The sequence below is a fragment of the Flagellimonas yonaguniensis genome (assembly GCF_029193885.1).
Taxonomy (GTDB): domain Bacteria; phylum Bacteroidota; class Bacteroidia; order Flavobacteriales; family Flavobacteriaceae; genus Flagellimonas; species Flagellimonas yonaguniensis.
The window spans coordinates 893,846-913,953 of the sequence record NZ_JARFVB010000001.1; the positions used below are offsets into that span (position 1 = coordinate 893,846).

The window sequence follows — 20,108 nt, forward strand, 5'->3', positions numbered from 1 at the left end:
TCCTACCTTTACAATTGCGTAACAAATCAACCTATAAGCACGGCGGGTCAGGTACTTTTTAAACGGCGAGAACCTTAAATAAAGGGATGCCCATAGGGAAGTACGGTTTTTAACACATTGGGATGGATATGGTAACTTTTTGATAACGGCACATAAAAAAACCTCCTGGATTTCCAGAAGGTTTTGCGAGAATAGCTCTAAACGATTTAATGGGTGCTGCTATGCCATGCGTATTTCGTGTTGCCTGTCGAAACCGATATTTGCAGCAGTTCGATAATCGTTGGGGCTAAGCCCGGTAATTTTCTTGAAGGCACTGTAAAAGCTGTTCTTGCTATTGAACCCAACTTCGTACATAATGGCCTTCACGCTCAATGTGGAGTCAGATACCAAAAGATGTGTGGCCTCTTTTATCCTGTGCTCGTTCAAAAAAGAGTAGAAATTTTTAGAGAAATAAGTGTTGATCACTTGGGACACCTTGTATCTATTGTCATCGATATGTTCTGAAAGACTATCGAGACAGATGGTGTTGTTCCTGTAGATCTTGTCCTCCTCAAAAGCTTTTTTGATTTTGCTCCGAATGATCAAGGCTTCTTCTTCTGTTAGTCCGGACTTCTTGTACTTTTCATGACTGTTCAAGGGGTGGGAGGTCCGGTTCTCCTGCCCCATGTACTTGAAAACGATTTGCTTTAGTAGCCGTTTCATAGTGATTGATGATTTTGATTGATGACCACTAGTTAGCTATAAAACAAATGTTTTTAGGTGTTCCCGATAAGAATTTACCCTTGATTTAGATGGTTGAGGTATTGGCTGGGAGTAAGTTGGGTATCCTTCTTAAAAGCTTTGTTGAAGGACACCTTATTATTGTAGCCTACCTCGTAGGCAATATCTATAATGTTGAGCTCATTCTCTTTTTTCAAAAGCTCTTTGGCTTCTTGAATACGGTGTGAATTGACAAACTCCCTAAAACTCATATTGAAATGCTCATTGATGAGTTGGGAAGCATTGTGCCGTGTGGTATCCAATTTTTCTGCGACCATATCCAAATTGATATCGTTTTTTCGGTACAGTTTCTCTTTTTGAAAGAGGTCGGTAAGTTCTTTTTTCAGTTCTTGGGACAAACTATCGGTTAATCCGGATTTTACATATTTGGGAAACAATCGATTGGTATAAGCGTAGCGTCCACTGAATACATCGGGTTGTACATTGGCGGCGTACCCCACGTACAATACCATGGCACTCATCAAAACAATGGGGGTGTAGAGCAATACTCCGCTGTCTATACCTGCGATGAGTGAGGAACCATATATCATGTAGAACACTACATAGCTTACATGGATCAAGTAGATGTTTTTTTGCCAAACCTGGGTTTTTTTACCCAAACCTGCTTTGTTCTTGGTTAAAATCGAATGGACAAAAAAGGCATAAACCCCTAGGGAAATTGTTTTTAGGGAAACAATCAATAATAATTTGGTCGAAGTCTCGGGATTAGGTCCTTCCTCCAACTGTTGCAGCATTTGATTGACTTTGTAAGAACCTGAAAAACCATATACCGTGAATATGAGATAGATGGCGAGAATTAGCGTTGGCAAAAAGTGCCACAGATCATTTTGGGAAAGGTCCGTTGATTTGGAAACCCGTTTAAAATAAAGGAAAAGCAAGGGGCCGTACAAAAATGAGGACCAAGTGGTCATTAAGTAAGTATGTGGGAACTCAAACACGTAATTGGTCTGGTCCACGCATATATTTAGAATGAACAAAGAATGAATGAAAACAAAAGCAGCTATGAGTATGCTGGCCTGTTTGTCAATTTTTTTGTTGATCAGAAGTAGAAAGGAGACATAGAATCCGATCAGGGAGACAAAAAAGTAAAAAACCGACCAAAGAGTGATTTTAGGCAATACAGACCCGGATAATTTACTGAAATTCGTATCGTTTCGGATACCGTCAAAATCTTCGTGCAAAAGAAAAGTCGGCTGAAAATCTATTTTAAAATAATCGTAAATGTAGGCAACGGATTCCTCTGGAGCATCCAAAGCTGCTTCACTGAGTGCCAGCTTTTTTAAAATGTGGATTTTTTGTTCTTTATCGGTTACATCAAGGTTCTTTTTATATAAGGGCACAGCTTCTTCAAAACGATGAATATTGAAGTAATAGTCGGCCCAATCCAAAGAATCCTTAAAAGTTTCAGCAGTGGGCACTGGAAAACCTCCATAACCACTGTTTGTGGTAATGCCATAGGCAAACGTAAGGTTTAGCCATAGAAAGAGTAAGACAATATAGTTGGTGAATTGTCTCATTTTTGATTGATGATGAATTAGGTATTAACAATTTATGAATTTAAGTCGTTAAAATTGTTAACAAACTATTAAAGTAGGTAAGCCCCGATAAAAGTTTACTTCTTGGGAAAGTCAGTGAAATGGGTCGTTTGGGGATGGAACATAAAAAAAGCCGACAAAATCTTGTCGGCTTTTTTCGATTGAGTAGTAGCGGGGACTGGACTCGAACCAGCGACCTTCGGGTTATGAGCCCGACGAGCTACCTACTGCTCTACCCCGCGGTTTTATAACTTTTTAACTGACAGTTAGTTAATATTTGCTCTGATTTCATCAATTGCCTGCTCCGTATGCGTTTCCGTATGCGTACAGGACAACAAAAATACCACAAATAGTTGGAATTCAAAAGAGTTTTAGGGTCATTAAATAAACAGCTTGACATTGATTATGGATTTGACTAGGTTTTGTTAATCTGGAAAAGCAATAAGAATGTTGACAACTTGTAACTTTATGCATACAAAGTATTGGTAGTATATATAAGAAAAGGTTTTATTACTGAATTCGTGTAAATCTCCAACCATGAGTGGACCGGACTTGGTCTAAAGATAAGTGATGGTTTTGTTATCTTCAAGGCTAGCCTTGAAGATGGATTCATTAACCTTTTAAATCACTTAAAATGGCAAAGAAGAAGAACACGGAATCAATCGTAAAGGACATCAAGAGAAAGACAAGGCGGAAGTTCTCCGTAGAGGAAAAGATCATTTGTCAATGAACACCAGATAGTGGTGCTGTTTTTTCCCAGTCCCATACAAAAGGCCGTTACCGGGAATGAACGTTTTGTTTTTTCCTATGATAGGGAAGAGACTGGACATCTTGGTCTGTTGCAACGAATGGATGGGGTGGATAGCAATCTTTTGGTCATCACCACCGACGGAAAGATGTATGCCCATATCATTTCATATACAGCGTCCCTTCCCAAGATGAACTACTTTATTAATGAAGGGGAACAATAGGGATAAAGGGTAATGCCAGGAAATGACAGCTTGACAAATGCTCCAACCCTTATAAGGGACTATCTAAGCTGCTTCTGGATAGAGTACCTAAGAATTTGGGTACTGTGCGCAGCGGTGGAATTCGACTTCGATTGGAGGAATTGGTCTACCATTGGGGTGAGGTGTACCTGCTTGTAGGTATTGGAAATCGTTCCGATATCGATTCTCAAATGAAGCGCTTGGACATCCTTCGGGTCAATGGCAGTATGAGGCGAAAGGCCTCCTCCTATTAGGGAATTTACCTTGAGCCAATATATTCAAGTGCCAAGTCTACCTTGATTCATTGTGGGAAGGAGACGAGGTTGGTGTATGTGCTGCCCAAATTTGTATTGGGGAAAGGGGAATCACTAAAGCTGGTTCTTGAGGAAGTGGGAGGGAACAGGCGAGTGGTCCTTGTGAAGTAGTTGGTCATGCGAAATTTTGTAAAAAAAATCAAATCAGGATGGATATGGGTGCAATTAGAAAGCCGATAATTGTTTTTCAAGGTCGTACCTGAAGTGATTTAGTTTTTTACTAAGTGTTTCGACCATGGGTTTTTCCCGGTTTTTCAGGTCTTCCTGGGTACTTTTTTGTTAATTTAAGGATAGGGGGGTGGCTTTGGTCGTTCGCATATTCGATATCTTTGGAATATAGTATCTTAAACACTATATATGTATTCAAAGCACAAATGTCATGGCCTTAATTTATCTTATGGTCAGGACGACTTTAAATTGAAAACTTTTTGCTTAATCGTTCTGTTTCTTTCAATGGGTCAGTTGCTTGCCCAAGCCCAAGTGCAGCAAAGGCCAAAGGTGGCTTTGGTGCTTAGTGGAGGCGGAGCAAAGGGATTGGCCCACATTCCCCTTTTACAGGCACTGGATTCCTTGGGAATCGTTCCGGACATTGTAATCGGAAATAGTATGGGCAGTATTGTTGGGGGGCTTTATGCAATGGGCTATTCCGGTGATAGCATCTCTCGGATTGCCCAAAATGCGGATTGGGATAAGCTCATGGGCGGCACCATTTCTATGCGGAATGTAGGTGTGGAAGAAAAAAGTGAATTCAATCGCTATCTGGTCAATTTTGACCAACAAAATGGTAAAATAAAAATGAGTCCCTATATCCTTAACGATCATTATCTTAGGGTGTTTTTATCGGATTTGACCTATCCCGTAAATAACATTACCGATTTTGATGACTTACCCATTTCATTTCGTGCAGTGGCCACAGATATCGTGAACGGGAAAGAGGTGATTTTGGACCGTGGCAGTCTTACTCAGGCATTGAGGTCCAGCATGTCCATACCCGGTGTGTTTTATCCGGTTCCTTATAAGAACACCTTATTGGTGGATGGGGGGGTGCTCAACAATTTTCCGGCAAATATAGCTCATGAAATGGGTGCGGATATCATTATCGGTAGCGATGTTGGAGGGGGGATGGAACCCAAAGAGAAATTAAACGATATTATGGTGCTTCTTTTTCAAACGGGAATGTTACACAGTAATCTGCGTAATCCAGAGAACAGGGCATTCTGCGATATCCTTTTGGACCACGTTCCAAATCTCACATATTCAACTGGTGATTTTAACGATAGTGATGCCATTTATGAAGAGGGTAAAATTGCTACGCTCACCAATATCGATGGACTGTCGGCACTAGCTAAACGATTGAAACCATTCCATCATGAAAGACCGCATCTGCCCAAAGTGAAGGATAGTATAGTGCTTGATACCATTATTTATAAACGGATCAGTAAGGAGAATATGGCTTTAGTTGAGGCCCGGACCGAACTGGTCGCGCATGAGAAATATGCAAAGAAGGACATACTTGATCGGCTCGACCGTGCCGTGGGGACCACTCTTTTCAGCCATATAACTTTTGATTCGTACCAAGGAAAAAAATCAGGCCTTGTTCTTAGTGGATTTGAACGATCCAAAAATATCGTAAAGGGATCGCTGCATTATGATAGCTATAATGGTGTGGGAATTATTCTGAACCTTACCGGTCGGAATATCCTGGGCCAGGCTTCACGTACTCTTATGACCTTGGATATAGCGGAAGAACCTCGATTTAGATTACAGCACCAAAAGAACTTTGGATGGAGAAAAAATTGGTGGTGGCGCTCCGAGGCCTATGGCCAATTTACAGAAGAAAGTATCTTTATTGAGGGACAGGATGTGGACAAATTCCGCTATCGACATTTTATCTTCGATAACCAGCTCAATTTAAACATAACTCCTTTACGAAGCTATTTCGGAATTGGGGTGAAATATCAAAATGATTATCTGACACCCAGGGTGGACCCCGAAATTGAAGATAACCCCTATGGTGTGGAAGAGTCCAAATTCAATACCATAGAACTTTCGACCCATTATGTATACAATAGCTTGGATACCCCGTTTTATGCAACCTTTGGGTCATATTTCAGAGGTAGGTTGAGTCGTTCATTGTACAGCAGTGCCAATGCATTATTCTACAGACCGGATGCTCCGGACTTCAAAGGGGAGACCAATCTATATAGTAAACTGGAGATGCGGTTTGAAAAAAGGATGTTGATGAATGAAAGGTTGACTACCATTTTGGGCCTCTCCGGGGGATTATTGTGGGAGGACAAGGATGACGGTGAAGACATTTCCGCCAATGATTATGGAATCGGTGCGGCCTACTTCCTTGGCGGTGCCCAAGAACAGCACAGTCCAAGAAATTACGTAATGCCGGGTCTGAAGGAGGGAGAGCTCATCACGAATCAATTTATAAAAGTTAATGTTGGGATCCAATACAAGCTCTTTGGCAAAACGTATATCACACCCCATTTGAATCTGGCAGTTGTAGGTTTTGGAGAGGTCGACACATTTCTACAGAACATTTTTTCAAACAATAACAATTGGGATGACCGACTGGAAACCAGTATGGTGATGTCCTCGGGTGTCATCTTTTCGAACAATTCCCTGTTGGGACCAATAGATATTGATATTTCCTGGATCAATGGTGTCGACAAAATAAGAATGTTTTTAGGGGTAGGCTATCGTTTTAATATTTCCGACTAAAGGCCGGCTTTTCGGAGGAGATGGGCAATAATATTTTTATTTGGTTTCCAAATGTCAGGGTACGTGCAAGAATATGGATTTTTGAATGTCTTACGCTGTGGGGATTTGTTGATATTGGTATATGGGCACCGAAAAATTCAATTCAGAATTCCATGAAGATGTATAGTACCATGAAATGTTCGGCTACATACTTTTCTTCCATTGCTAAATCCTGCATCATGTGAGTTTGGTCTTTTAGGCAGAGGTATTGTTGCCTAGATTGCATTGTTTTATGGTCCACTATATTTTTTGTCGGGGATTTGGACATATGGTTGGGGAACAGAACCGTTACCGAGTTCTTCCAAGGGAAGAAGGTTGTTGGGTTCTATAATCGATTGTTATGATATTCCCTGGTCCGAAAAGTGGACCGTTTGGAAGTCTTGCGTGCCAAAAGATGGGCATCCTATCAGGAAATCCCCTTGGAGCCCGTCCATGGGTATGGTGTTCCTATTGGGTTCAGGGATAAGGAGATGGTCCGATTTGTCCATACGCCTTCTCCCGCAATCCTTCCAAGACCTTGGAAGAAAATGTAAGAGGAGCCTATTGCCCAGATTCGTTGAGATGCATTATTTTGGAGTAGGGGACATCTGGTATACGGGACATAAATAATTGGGTTGTTGTTTAAATCGGTTATTTGGAGGTCACACGTCCTATTTGAATGCTGAAAAAGAAAGACGGGTTGAATTTATAAAAATCCAACCCGGTCAGACATTTTATGAGGAGATACACGGAGAATCAGAACATTCTGTCCTTGTTCCAGTTGCCCACCATTTCAACAAGGTTATAGCCTGTTACGGGTTTTCCCCTGAAAGTTCCGGTAATATTGCATAAGCCTTCGTATTTAGGTAAAATGTCAGAAGGTACCTCCTGTTCTTTTTTGATTGCCCTTACGATCAGTTCAGCCTCCAGTTCGGGTATCTTGACGACCCAATTGGTCGGATAGCGTTGCCCCATAGGGCTTATCCAGAACTCGCTTGCAGATTCGGCAAGAGGTTCGACATTTGCAACGATATGGGAACCATCCGGTTCTGCCATGGTCACCCAGCTGGATTGCTTTCCATAAAGATAGATATCCCATAAACCCAATACATCTCCGTTATCGAGTGTAAGGTTCATCCATGTCCAGTACATGTCCTGTTCCTGAAAGGTTCCTTTCATTGGCTTTTCTTTGTTTCCAAAGAAATCATGGCGCCAGAACCATTGCCTGTCATACCATGTTTTGCCAAAAACCTTATGTGTCTCGCCGTTGAAGTTTAAAGTGCCACTGCCCAGTCCTTTGGTTACAGAGTATTGCCCTGTGGGAATATTGCCCACAAAATTAAAGACCCCGGTCCCGCCGTTGTAAATAACCTCACCGGGAAATTGCATGTCGAGTTCCACCGAACCCCAGTCGAAATTGGCAGAGGCCTTGATGGCGTGCAAATCCCCACTTATTTTGCTATTCGGCATTTCAATGTACATGCTGTCTGTTTCGTATGTTACCTCTTCCTCCGAATGTATGATCTCATCACTTTTAAAGGTCCCATTATCGATATCGAACACATTGAAAATACTCAGAAATTTTCGTGGAACCCCAGCAGGTGCCGGTACTTCGAGTTGGTGGATAAGAATGTTGAATTTTCTGCCTTCTTCTGTTTCAACATCGGCAATGGCAAAGAAGGAATTGGTGCCCATCTCGGGTTTAAAGGCCAAATCACGTTCGGCGTCTATCAAATGGGGGATACTTAATTTTCTTGAACCTGTTTTCATTTTTAATGCTTTTAAAGGGTTATGCTCAAAAGTAAAATGCCCAAGTCCCCCTTTTTTTGACATATATCAAAAAAAAGTATTGACCCTGATCCTGCTCAATGTTTCTTGGGTGATGTTCAAAAGATTGGCAATGTGTTGAAGGCTTACCCTTTGAAGAATCTCCGGATACCTTTCGACTAGTATCTTATATTTATTGGAAGCCGTGTTTTCCATGATCCTTATTTTTTCTTCAAGAAAGATGCAATATTCCTCGGCTACTTTTCTTCTGTAAGTTTCCATTTCCGGGTATTTTTCATAGAGCACTGTCAAATCCTTGTTGGGAATGAGTTCAATCGTCGAGTGTTCCAGGAATTGGGCGTTGTCAATGGCCGGTTGATTAAAGAAAACACTGGCGGTGGAACCAAAAATGATGTTTTCCAAAATGATGGAAGTGTTTTTCTCTTTCCCATTTTTATGATAAAATGTCCTCAAGCATCCTTTTGTTATCAAATAAACACTATCGGGAAACTGATTTTCCCTGTATAAAAAATCCCCCTTTCTTTTATGGAGCACTCTTATTTTTGATGAAATTTCCCTTTCTATTTCCAGGGGAACGGGTTTCAATTCATTGAATTTTTTGATAAAGCTTGTCATATCCGGTTGTATATATTTATGGCTCGATCCTCGAAGTTGCCATAAGTTCAATTTTTTATAAAAAAACTCTTTTTTTGAATTTGAAAATGTATCCCTGTTGTTCCATTTGAAATGAATTCGCCATCTGTGTCCGGTTCATGTCGGCAACAGAGGATTCCTTTTGAACGTAAAGTAAAGGGTCTTTTTTGTTTATCGGTTTATTTCACGATCTGATCATGGATAGCCATGACCTCTGTTTACAAGGATCACTTTACAATTTTAGCTTTGAATGTATAAAATAGTCCTTTTTACCGTTAAGGAAAAACCACCTTTTTTAGTGACGGTCCAAGAACTCCGTTCAATGCCCTACCCATTGTCCGGTCACTGGACTTGCCTGTTTCGGTGATTGTGTGGTCTTTCCCATACCTTGCCCCACATGGGTCTCGGTACATCGACTTTTTTCAGGGCTCTAAATTTATGGATAGGACCGGGCATTGATACCATTTGACGAAAAAGGCGCAGCCTACCTGATGAGTACTGCGCCTTATCGCAAATTAAACAAACAAACTAATTCAAATCTTTTCTTCTTTTTGCATCAGAAACTATCCATGTGGATACTTGCTTTTCAAATAATCGATGAGACCTAGTGATGGGGCATCCCCAATGTTAAGGATAGGTTTCACGGTAAATTGAATTTGGTTCAAAAACATAATGGTTGAGGGGGAAGCAAAAAGTAATATTGGACATTGGTTTATTGCGCATTAGGTTTCAAACCGCACTTTAATGGTATTTTTTTATGTTCATTTAAGTCGGCTTTCCCATTTATTATCAATGTACTTCCAAGAGATGCTATCATTTTTCACCCGTATGACCATAAACCCTTCTTCATCATAATGTATACCATCACCCCGATCATCTTTCCTTCTCCAGCTAGGCCTTCCGGCAACGGACCCGCCCGTGATGAAACGTGTCCTGTTCTGAAGGTTGATGTCTTCAACCCAGTGCATATGGCCCTGTAGGACCAATCTCAAATCATGCTTATGGAACAGCTTTAAAATCTCATCCCTATTATGAATCCAAAGTTCGTTGGGTACTTCTTTGATCTTGTTTTTTGGGTACCGTTGATTGTAAGTTGAAATAAGGGGGATGTGGGTGGATATGACTATTGGTGTATTGACATCCAATTGGGAGATGTCTTTTTTTAACCATTCGAGCTGCTCATCATCAATTAAACCAATATATTTTTGATTCTTTTCTTCGATGGAGCACAATGATATAAAATGCCATCCCTTGTGGTCGAAGGAATAAAATCTTTTTCCCAAATAACGCTCATACATTCCATATTTATAATCTGGATGATCTTTTTGGATATCACTTTCCTTATAAATCCCAAACAATTCATGGTTACCAATGGTGTTATGGACAGGTACATTGAACTGTTTTATAGTATTGCTATAGGTGTGGAACAATGAGTCTGAGCGATTGAAATTGCCCCTAAGTACATCATACACCAAATCGCCCCCGGTAATCACAAAATCAATATTGAGTTTGTTGACCGTATCGATCACTTTTTGAAAGGCTTCCTGTGCCCCATGTTCGGGTTGCAGGTGGATATCGGTCACAAAGACAAAGGAAAAATCCTCTTGATCTTTATAAGTTGTGGCGGTTGGCGCAGTGTTTTGGGCATTAATGCCCAATTCAACAAATAGCAGTACTGATAAAAATAGGGCTCTCATGGTTCTACTCTTTTTTTCTTTGAAGATATTTGATTCTATCCGCTTCATAGCTTTTGACCAGTTCCCTATCATAGCGCTTTTCAAAATCCTTGGTGGGAACGAGGGATTCAGCGGGTAGGTTCGGAACTTCTTCAAACTGCAATTCACCATTTGATCTTTTGGTGATGGTAAACGCATCATATACATCACCCAAAACCGTTTTGGATACGTATTTCAATTGGTTTTCGGAAACATGTATTTCCTGATACAGTTGCATTGTGGTACCAGCACGCTCGATCCAATCACTGAACTGTATCGCATTTTGATAGGGACCGGCAACGGACACTGCATAGATTGGAAAATCAGCTCCCATCCTACCCCTTGCGTAGAGATGTTCATGTCCGGTCAATACCATTGGTACCTTATATTTCTCCAACAGTGCCTTGATTTCAGGGAAACGGATATCGGGATTGCGATTTCTTGCCAAACCCGCCATGGCGTGATGAAATGTCACGAATATCCAATCCCCATCGAACTCCTTGAGGACCTTTTCCAACCACACATAGGTTTCCTGTTGCTGGGCAGCTGTTATTTTGGCCGAAGTGTCCAATGAGATGATCCTGATATTGTTATAATCCACATAATAGGTTTGTTCCTCCTGTCCTTTGGGACCATTTTTAGGGAAGGCGAAGTTAAGGTTCCAAAGGGGTGTGATCTCTTTGGTCTCTTTGGCCACCCATGTATGCTCATGGTTCCCTGGTGTGGCCATAATAGGGATATTTTGAAAGGCCCATCCCCCAGCAGGGAAAAATTCATTCCAATTTTCGGTGTTCAGACCTCCCCTATGGATCAAGTCTCCGGCAAAGAGCATAAACTTAGCATCCGGGTTGGCCAAAACCGCTTGTCGCAAGGTTCTGCTTCCCAAGGAGTGGATGTAGCGCTGTACATCACCAAAATATAAAAACTTGAACGGTTCGTTCTGTCCCGTAGCTGTTTTAAATTCTGACCACTCAGACCATAGGTCCTTATTGCCAACACGATAAGAATACGGGGTATTCGGCTTTAAATTCTGAAGATTTACCGAATGATAGTACCATATCCCATCCTCTGATGTATATGATCGGGAAATGGCTTGTACTTTTTTTATGTGCTCTTCAAAAAAAGGAGAGGCTGTGGCTTCCACATATTCAATATAACCTTTTGGTTCATCGGCTCGCGTCCTCCATGTGACCGCTTGACTGGTTTCTGGGGCAGTCTCCCATGACAGTTTGATATGATGGGGCAACTGTTCCAAAAGACTGTTGTTCTCTTTTATCTGTCCTTGACAATGGAAGGCAAGGATTAAAAACGGGATCACTAAAGCAATGCTTTTTTTCATTCTACTATGGGATTAAAAGCCCCTACCTCTATAAGCAAGTAGGGGCATTTGTACTTTAGAAGCCCGGATTTTGAGGCATCTCTTTCTCTAAATTGGAATCTATGACAGACTGTGGAATGGGAAGTAATATATCACGCTTCGGGTCAATGGTACTTGATCCGTGGTTGTTGTACTTCATGGTACGTTCGGCCCATTTGCCGGTTCGCAATAGGGTATACCTTCTGGGCTCTTCGGCCATCAGTTCCCGGGCACGTTCATCCAGTATAAAATCAATGTCAATATCACTTACCGTAATATTGGAAGCATGGCTTCTTGCCCTGAGGATGTTGATGGTATTGGCCGCAGCTCCTACATCCCCCAACTTAAATTCCGCCTCGGCTTTGAGCAGATAGGTGTCGGCGGCCCGAAGATAGATCTGATCGTAAAACGATTCCCTGTTCCCAATGGGATCCACGGGGTCGGCCCAGTCATATTTTCTGCTGAAGGGCCATTCCTCAATACCGTTATGGTCATCGGTGATATCCTCACTCCAATCCAAATAGATTTTATCCCCATAGTTTTTACCCTCGGGTAGGTTGTCGGCCGGGTAGGGGGCATTTCCTGCCGCGTCCCGGTAAGTGAAGGATTTTCGAATGGCATATTCAGAAAAGCGATCATCATTGGGGTCATCAAAATTGTCCAAGGCCCATTTGGTCAAGGAAGAGCGGCCATTTCCATACCCGCCCCGGTCAGCAGTAACGGTCAAGTCCAGGTCACCACTCCTATACCTCGAGGTATGGTGCATTGCCATAATGGGATATTCCCCGCCACCAAGGACATTGTTCTTAAACTGGAAAACCCACAAGGCTTCTGAATTTCCTTCTTCACGATTGGTGTTCCCGGCCTTGAACATATCCATAAAGGCAATACCTGCCTGATCCACTTGCACGCCATAACGTTCGGTGATAAGGGCATAGGCGGGGTTGTTGACCACTTTGTTCGCCCAGAACAGTGTACTGTCCGGTTTGTTCAATGTCAGATAGAGTTCCGCAAGATAGTGTTGCACTGCTCCTTTGGTGATTCTTCCGGTCAAGGAGCCCTCTTCAGGGATGATGGGTTCAGCAAAGAGAAGGTCTTTGACAACCTGCTGGCGTACCTCATTTACAGGGGTCCTTTCCCAATCTGTTCTGATGATTCCATCGCTTGATGGATTCAGGTTCAGTGGAACATCGCCCCAAAGATACGATAGATGGCGGTAGGCGAATGCCCTTGCTACCCTTGCTTCGGCAAGGATCAGGTTCCTGTTCTCAGTTTCACTCAATTCATTGCCACTCCAATCGATATCCTCCCTTTCCTCGACATTTTTTATGATTTCATTGGACGAGTTGACAATTTCATATAGCCATAGAAAGACTCCTTCATATACATCATAATCCGGCCTGTTTCTGGCAGTCCAATCCACCGATACCCGAGAGACCCCGTTGCCGCTGTGGTTGGCGGCAAACATATCGGTGCCGGACATGGTCACATCCGTTATAAGGGAAGAACTGGCATTCAATCCTTCCCGTTCATAGCGCATTAGGGAATAAAGACCATTTATTCCCGCTTCCAGCCCAGATAGATCAGAGTACAAATTCTCTGCATAAATCACATTGGGCGGATTTTCGTTCAACAGATCGTCACTGCAGCTGCTTATAAGCAATATTGAGCTTACAAGGCATGTTATTAGTTTTTTCATTTTGTATTTTTTTCTTAAAATTCTAGTGTTAAACCAAAGGTGATCTCACGTTGGAGCGGTAGAATCCCGGCTTGGCTACTTGGGAGTTCCAGTTCCGGATCTCCGGCCGTCCAATCCGTAATGGTGAGCAGGTTTCTACCGGATGCAAACAATTGAAGTTTTTCCAATTTTATTTTCGACAGAACCTTTTTGGGAAAATTATAGGAGACCGTAATGTCCTTCAACCTGACAAAACTGGCATCCTCATAGATGGAACCCCCCTTTACCTGATCATTGTTCCTGAAATATTCATTGGTGGGATTGTCCGGGGTCCACCAGTTCTTTTTTAGGACATTTCGTCTAATTTCAGCAGCGGTATTGTCCCTCAACAGGTTGTTGTGCCTGGTTGCCCCGTGGGATCCTATAAAAAATACTTCCAAACCAAAGTTCTTATACTGAAATGCATTGCTCAATCCCCAAGTGTATTTAGGGTCTCTCTGCCCAATGATCTGGCGGTCCTTGTCATCCAGCACCCCATTATTGTCCACATCCTCTATCTTGGCATCACCGGGGACCCTGTCATATACAGCGGCCTCTTCCTCTTCCCCCAATTGCCAGACCCCGATCATCTTTTGGTCAAAGTTGACACGTATGGGTTCACCCACGAACCAGGCATTGGCCAAATCATTGATTTCTGACCCGTCTTCCTGTAGATAACCATATAGGGAAACTATCTTATTTTTGTTGGTGGCAAAGTTTCCCGATATCTTCCAATTGAAGTCTTGGGTCACCCAGGGGACAACGGATAGGGATAGTTCCAGTCCCCGGGTTTGTGTTTCGCCGATGTTCTGGGTCACTTGGTTTATTCCATGAACGGATGAGATGGTCCTGTTCAACAATAGATCGGAGGTGTTGGTCTCATACAGGTTCAGATCACCGAAGACCCTGTTGTTGAAAAGTCCAAAATCCAATCCCAAATTATAGGTTTCACTGGACTCCCATCCCAAATCCTTATCACCAATGACACTTGGAACATAACCTACCAAGGATTGTTCGCCGGACAAGGTGTTCCTGTCCCGCAACCTGGTGATCGATGAATAGGGATCGACTGCTTGGTTTCCATTGATGCCCCACGATAACCTTAGTTTTAATTGGTTTATGGTGGTCGAATTTTCCAAGAAAGGTTCCCTCGAAATGTTCCAGCCCAAGGCGACTGAGGGAAAAACACCCCATTTGTTATCCGGTCCAAAACCGGAAAAACCATCCCGTCTTCCGGTCAAGGTCAACAAATAGGTGTTGTTGAACGAATAATTAAGTCGCAACATTTGTGAAATGAGCGCGGTACGTTGGTAGTCGTTTTGGGATTCTATGGAAGAGGCTTGGGAAATTCCAAAATAGGTGAATTCGTCATTGGGAAAATTGATTGCCGTGAGTTCCTCAAAATACTGTTCGTTCTCTTCATAGCTATAGACCCCGGTAAGAAAAACATTGTGCTTGCCAAACTCTTTGTTGAAGGTCAGGATGTTCTCGACTACATTGTTTTTAAATTCCGTACTGGAAAGATATGCCTGGCCGGAGTTGGCTATACCTACCACCGTGTTGCTCCCGGCATAGGTTTTCCGTTCGGACCATCTTCTTCGTATCCCCGTGTTCAATCTATAATTAAGTCCTTTCAAAAATGGGAAGGTTACATTGATATAGTTGTTTGATACGATTTGATTGGAATAATCCTCATCCTTATAATTTTCGGCCTCCAGGGGGTTTTCATCTGGAAATTCAGGCCATGGGAATAGATTGATGTCCCCATTTTCATCAAAAGGGTTGGCCAGAAGGGGGTTGATCTCAAAAACTGCTTCGTAATCAATATTGTATCCGCCCCGATCATCATAGGTAAACTGGCTTCGGGTCCCAAAATCCAACCATTCCGTAATCTTGGTATCGATGTTCACCCTCCCCGAGATTCTTTGGTACTGATCTGTCACGGAAAGACCTTTTACATCCAAGAAATTGCCTCCAATGTAGTATTTGGTGTTGTCATTTCCGCCGGTCAGGGAAACGTTATGGGACTGGGTGTAACCGGTTCTTAGGGACAGATCTATCCAATCCGTTTCCAGTCCAGCCTCATAATTGGCGATTTCAGTGTCCGTCAATAATTCTGCATTACGGGTGGACTTGAAATCATAAAATTCCCTGCCTGTCAAGAAAACCGGAAGATTGATGGGCTCTTGAATCCCAAATTTTCCTTGATAACTGATTTTGGCCTTCCCGGTTTTGCCTGCTTTGGTTGTTATCAGAATAACGCCGTTGGAACCCCTGGATCCATAAATGGCGGATGCGGATGCATCCTTCAAAACTTCCATTGAGGCAATGTCATTGACACTGATATCGTTCAAATCCCCATAATAGGGGACGCCGTCCAATACGATGAGAGGGTCGTTGCTTGCCAAAATGGAGTTGCGCCCCCTTACAATAATGGTTTGCTCCCCTACGGCCCCAGCAGTTGTTTGACGGATGGTGACCCCTGGTAGGGCACCCTGTAGCACCTGTGCAATATTTCTGTTGGGAACCAGATCCAATCGTTCTTGGGCCACGGAGGTGACCGATCCGGTGACATCGCTCTTTTTCTGGGTACCATATCCTACGACCACCACTTCATCCAATTTAGCGTTATCGGGAAGTAGTTTTACATTGATGGTCGTTTGATTCCCCACTTCGATTTCTTGGGTCACATACCCAACAAATGAGAATAGTAGTATTGCATCGAGGCCATCAAGGGACAAGGAATAGTTGCCGTCAAAATCAGTGGTGGTACCCCGAGTGGTTCCTTTTACGGCAACAGTGGTGCCCAAAAGCGGCGTTCCAAGTTCATCAACTACTTTCCCTGTAATGGTGTATTGGATGATTTTGGTTTCGATACTCGGCTTACCCATAATGGGTAGGTCCTTTTTTTCTGTTAGGAATATTTGTCGATCAATAATGTTATATAAGGTTGAGGTATTCCCAAAGACTGTTTCCAAAACCTTCTCTATCAACTCCTCCTTTACGTTGATCGTTACTTGGCGATTTAGGTCGACGGCCTTTACTTTATAGACAAACCTGAATTCAGTGCTGTTTTCAATGTTATCAATAAGTTGTTCGACAGAGACATTGCTTAAATTCAACGTAAGTTTGGTTCGCTGTCCATAAGAAGTGTTCGCCTGCATTGTTAGCAGGGCAACGAACATGAACAGTGCACTAAGTTTCATTTTTAAATCAAATTTCAATAAGGGGTAGGGGCTTCTTGTATGGGTAAGAAGTTTTTTCATACTTTTATAGTGTTAAATGTGGTTGTTCCTCTAATGATCACTGTAACCCAATCGGGAAATGTGCGACCATTTTCCGATTTTTTTATTTCTTAAGGTTTGAAGAAATAAACCAGTGATTTTCTGTATTGGTAAAGTTTGGTTTCTATCTCATTGGCAATGTTGTTTTTAAGTTGTCAGTAAATAGTTATTTGGTTTTTATCGATTTCAAATTCAATGCCATAAGTGGCTTTTAAATTTTCCAGGACTTTGATGAGGGGTTCATTTGTGAAGCTGGCATTGAATTTCTCCAATGACAATTTGTTATTGTTATTGATGATGACCACGGCATAATGCCTTTCCAACTTTTTAAGGATGTTCTGGAATGTCATGTTCCTAAACACCAGGTCGCCTTCCATCCAAGATGTATAAATCCCGGTGAGCACTTCCCTTGTATCAAAATCATGGGTCTTTTTGTTGTAACTTCCTTTAAAACCTGGTTTTAGCAGTATGGAACCCAAACCATGGGTAGCACCCCTCAATTGTACGGAACCTTCAACTAAGACTACATCCGCCGTTTCGTCTTCCGGATAGGCATTGACGTTGAATTTTGTCCCGAGCACTTGTATGTTTAAGTTGTCCGCATTCACAATAAAGGGATGGGCAGAATCTTTTTGGACCTCCAAGAACACTTCTCCGGTCAGGAAGACACGTCGTTTCATGCCCTGTAAAAATTTGACAGGGTATTTAAGGGAGGAACCGGAGTTTAAGCGGGCTTTGGTACCATCGGACAATAGAAGGTTGAATTTTTTGCCATAGGGAACCCTAAGGGTGTTGTACACCAATTCTTCGGAATCGGCTTCATTATCGTACACCAACTGATTTCCGTTCTGGTTCGCGATAATGTTCCCTTCCGTATTCTTTATGTTGATCGTGGCACCTTCCGAGATGAGTTTTGTACTCCCGTTTTCCATTTCTAAGGTAATGGAGTTTTCCCTTGGACCAAGAGGAACATTACTGCCCGTACGTATAAAAATTGTCTTGAAGAAATAACCTGAGCCCAACAGCAGGATTCCAATGGCTGCATATTTAAGAATTTCTTTTGTCCACAACCTTCTTTTGTCCTCTTTGTCCATTTCCTTATGGATATTATCCAAAATGACTTTTTTTTGATCATCGGACCCCAAAGAACCCTCTACTTCTTCACCATCGTTCTTTTGAAAGCTGTTGTAATATCGCAAAAGAATTTTTTCTTCTTCGTGAGTGGTTTTTCCCGATAAGTGTTTTTCTATAAGATGTAAGAATTGTTCTTTATCCATTTTTATGCAATGATGCGCACCTTTTTTGTGCACTTTACTATATAGTGTCCCAAAACTTGTAGACCCCCGGGTCAATGACCCATTTTTTTGAAAAAAGTTATTTCCAAATTGCTCTCGACCCGTAAAAATGTTGAAAAGGTATTCTACTGCTATGGGAGTGATGGTCAAACAAGCAGCAATGTTGGCAAGAAGAATAAACTTAGAAAACCGCCCATGGATGTCCTTAGTACAAAAAGCGCTTTGGTGATATGGTCCTCTACCGTTTTTGGGGAGATGTTCAATCTACTGGAAATTTCTTTGTGGCTCAATTGCTCCTCCCTGCTCATTTTATAGACTACACGGCATTTTTCGGGAAGCTTTTCGACTATGGCGTCAACCTTTTGTACAAGTTCCTTGTAAAGTACTTCGCTTTCCGGATTTTCATAGGTACAGCGCTGTTCCAGATTTTCAAAAAGTACCGACCTTAAATTTTTTCGGTTTTTTCGAAACTGGTTGAAAACCTGATATCGGACGCATGAAAAAAGATATCTTTCCAAGGAAACTTTGATTTCAAGGTTTTTTCTGTTTTTCCATATACCGACAAAAATATCCTGGACAATCTCTTCGCAGATTTTTTTGTCCTTCAAAATAGTAAAGGCAGACCTGTATAGGGGTTGCCAATAAGTATTGAATATTTTATTGAACGCATGTTTGTCGTCTTGCTTCAATAGCAGGAGGGACAACTTATCGTTTTCAGGACTGGAATTGGTCACCTTGGTTGAATTGGTATCCAAATCTATTCAAATAACATGTTGTTATCTGGGCTTAATTTTTAAGTAATTGTTAAGGATGGCTGCTTTTCCCATAAAATTGTACCATTGGATCAAGAACCCCTTTTTCCTTCCCCAAAAGGATATGGGAGACCGATTAACCTAATAAGGTTTTTGGCTATGTACCGCCGAGCAATAGGGGGTATACTGTATTGGCCTTTTTGATTAAGGGAGCACGTGGGTGGTATGTAACGGATTTGGCCAATGGGCGTAAGTTGCTCTGATAATCGATCGTATGTTATCAGAACAGAATGCTCATGTGGGTAAGCCGTAATGACCAATAGGGTCCCAAGGATTTTGGGTCATGGCCCAAGAGGATCCCGACTTTATGGCTATTGCCAATGATAGGATCGTTCCATATTGGCCTATTTCTCTTCTCCAGTGGGGGGTAGTTCAGTTATCAGGAATTTTTTGATGTTGTTTTCTGTATTTTGACTATATACATGGAATAATTGTCTTTTGTCACACCTTTGGCCTTGTTCACTATATATGATTTGATTTTTTCAACGGAAGCTTGTTCTGTACAGCTCAAGGCGATTATTTCATCGTTGATTGTCTCTAAAATACCATCGGTGCAAAGAAAGAAGAAATCATTTTTCTTGATATCAGTGATGATTTTCTGATCAATTCTTGTGGGATAGGTTCCGTTGACGGCCCTGGTAATAATATTTCGTTTGGGATGGGTCAAGGCCTCCTCTTCGGTAATTTCCCCCATTTCCACCATTCCCTGCACTATACTGTGATCTTTTGTTTGATAAAGGATTTGGCCATCCCGGATGTGGTATGCCCTACTGTCCCCAACCCAACCGATCAATGCCTTTTCATCCTCATCTGAGATTTTCAAAAAAGTGAGCGTAGTGGCCATGCCCTTCGCTTCGGGATGGGTTTCGAGATATGTGCCCAAATTTTGTTCGACACTTTGCAGGGCCAAAGGTAAATATGTTTCATCTTCAATATCCTCCATTGGATTTTCAGAGAGATACTTGGAAAATCCTTGACAGGTCAAGGAAGAGGCCACTTCGCCCTTGGCCTGCCCCCCAACACCATCACATACCATGAACAAACGGGAATCCTCTGTTGGTGTCACGGGGTATATGGCATCCTCGTTTGACTCCCTTAGGCCTATTTCATTACAATGCACTGGTAGGTGGATCTTCAT

15 protein-coding genes and 1 tRNA gene are annotated in these 20,108 nt (G+C 42.2%); 4 read left to right on the forward strand and 12 right to left on the reverse strand.

Annotation, left to right across the window (positions count from 1 at the left end):
• Positions 1-219 precede the first annotated feature (219 nt).
• The 3 genes from PY092_RS04000 to PY092_RS04010 all read right to left on the reverse strand — a co-directional run bounded on the left by PY092_RS04000 (position 220) and on the right by PY092_RS04010 (position 2,557).
• Positions 220-702 (reverse strand): helix-turn-helix domain-containing protein, encoded by a 483-nt coding sequence (locus PY092_RS04000; protein ID WP_275614559.1) that lies wholly within the window; start codon positions 700-702, stop codon positions 220-222.
• 74 nt (positions 703-776) lie between these two features.
• Positions 777-2,297 carry a helix-turn-helix domain-containing protein gene (locus PY092_RS04005; protein ID WP_275614560.1) on the reverse strand — a complete coding sequence of 507 codons (1,521 nt, stop codon included), beginning with the start codon at positions 2,295-2,297 and terminating at the stop codon, positions 777-779.
• A 187-nt stretch (positions 2,298-2,484) separates the two neighbouring features.
• Positions 2,485-2,557: transfer RNA gene (locus PY092_RS04010), tRNA-Met, on the reverse strand.
• Positions 2,558-3,058: 501 nt separating this feature from the next.
• On the opposite strand from PY092_RS04010, the gene PY092_RS04015 reads away from it, so the two are divergent.
• The 4 genes from PY092_RS04015 to PY092_RS04030 all read left to right on the forward strand — a co-directional run bounded on the left by PY092_RS04015 (position 3,059) and on the right by PY092_RS04030 (position 6,923).
• Positions 3,059-3,286 carry a hypothetical protein gene (locus tag PY092_RS04015; RefSeq protein WP_275614561.1) on the forward strand — a complete coding sequence of 76 codons (228 nt, stop codon included), beginning with the start codon at positions 3,059-3,061 and terminating at the stop codon, positions 3,284-3,286.
• A gap of 104 nt (positions 3,287-3,390) precedes the next feature.
• Positions 3,391-3,558 carry a hypothetical protein gene (locus tag PY092_RS04020; protein ID WP_275614562.1) on the forward strand — a complete coding sequence of 56 codons (168 nt, stop codon included), beginning with the start codon at positions 3,391-3,393 and terminating at the stop codon, positions 3,556-3,558.
• 513 nt (positions 3,559-4,071) lie between these two features.
• Positions 4,072-6,351: a patatin-like phospholipase family protein gene (locus PY092_RS04025; protein WP_275614563.1), complete on the forward strand. Its 2,280-nt coding sequence runs from the start codon at positions 4,072-4,074 to the stop codon at positions 6,349-6,351.
• 401 nt (positions 6,352-6,752) lie between these two features.
• Positions 6,753-6,923 carry a hypothetical protein gene (locus tag PY092_RS04030; RefSeq protein ID WP_275614564.1) on the forward strand — a complete coding sequence of 57 codons (171 nt, stop codon included), beginning with the start codon at positions 6,753-6,755 and terminating at the stop codon, positions 6,921-6,923.
• A gap of 202 nt (positions 6,924-7,125) precedes the next feature.
• Here PY092_RS04030 and PY092_RS04035 read toward each other — a convergent pair whose 3' ends face one another.
• From PY092_RS04035 to PY092_RS04075, 9 genes are all read right to left on the reverse strand, one after another.
• Positions 7,126-8,139 carry a lipocalin family protein gene (locus PY092_RS04035; protein ID WP_275614565.1) on the reverse strand — a complete coding sequence of 338 codons (1,014 nt, stop codon included), beginning with the start codon at positions 8,137-8,139 and terminating at the stop codon, positions 7,126-7,128.
• Positions 8,140-8,205: 66 nt separating this feature from the next.
• Positions 8,206-8,772 carry a Crp/Fnr family transcriptional regulator gene (locus PY092_RS04040; RefSeq protein WP_275614566.1) on the reverse strand — a complete coding sequence of 189 codons (567 nt, stop codon included), beginning with the start codon at positions 8,770-8,772 and terminating at the stop codon, positions 8,206-8,208.
• 779 nt (positions 8,773-9,551) lie between these two features.
• Positions 9,552-10,487, reverse strand: a complete 936-nt coding sequence (locus tag PY092_RS04045) for a metallophosphoesterase family protein (RefSeq protein WP_275614567.1) — start codon at positions 10,485-10,487, stop codon at positions 9,552-9,554.
• 4 nt (positions 10,488-10,491) lie between these two features.
• Positions 10,492-11,844 carry a purple acid phosphatase family protein gene (locus PY092_RS04050; protein ID WP_275614568.1) on the reverse strand — a complete coding sequence of 451 codons (1,353 nt, stop codon included), beginning with the start codon at positions 11,842-11,844 and terminating at the stop codon, positions 10,492-10,494.
• 55 nt (positions 11,845-11,899) lie between these two features.
• Positions 11,900-13,561 (reverse strand): RagB/SusD family nutrient uptake outer membrane protein, encoded by a 1,662-nt coding sequence (locus tag PY092_RS04055; protein ID WP_275614569.1) that lies wholly within the window; start codon positions 13,559-13,561, stop codon positions 11,900-11,902.
• A gap of 14 nt (positions 13,562-13,575) precedes the next feature.
• The gene (locus tag PY092_RS04060; protein ID WP_275614570.1) at positions 13,576-16,785 is read right to left on the reverse strand and encodes a TonB-dependent receptor; all 3,210 of its coding nucleotides are present in this window, start codon (positions 16,783-16,785) and stop codon (positions 13,576-13,578) included.
• A 233-nt stretch (positions 16,786-17,018) separates the two neighbouring features.
• Entirely contained in the window at positions 17,019-18,140 is a 1,122-nt protein-coding gene (locus PY092_RS04065; protein WP_275614571.1) for a FecR family protein, read from the reverse strand.
• Between the two features lie 164 nt (positions 18,141-18,304).
• Entirely contained in the window at positions 18,305-18,913 is a 609-nt protein-coding gene (locus PY092_RS04070) for an RNA polymerase sigma-70 factor (protein ID WP_275614572.1), read from the reverse strand.
• A gap of 436 nt (positions 18,914-19,349) precedes the next feature.
• Positions 19,350-20,108 carry a PP2C family protein-serine/threonine phosphatase gene (locus PY092_RS04075; RefSeq protein WP_275614573.1) on the reverse strand — a complete coding sequence of 253 codons (759 nt, stop codon included), beginning with the start codon at positions 20,106-20,108 and terminating at the stop codon, positions 19,350-19,352.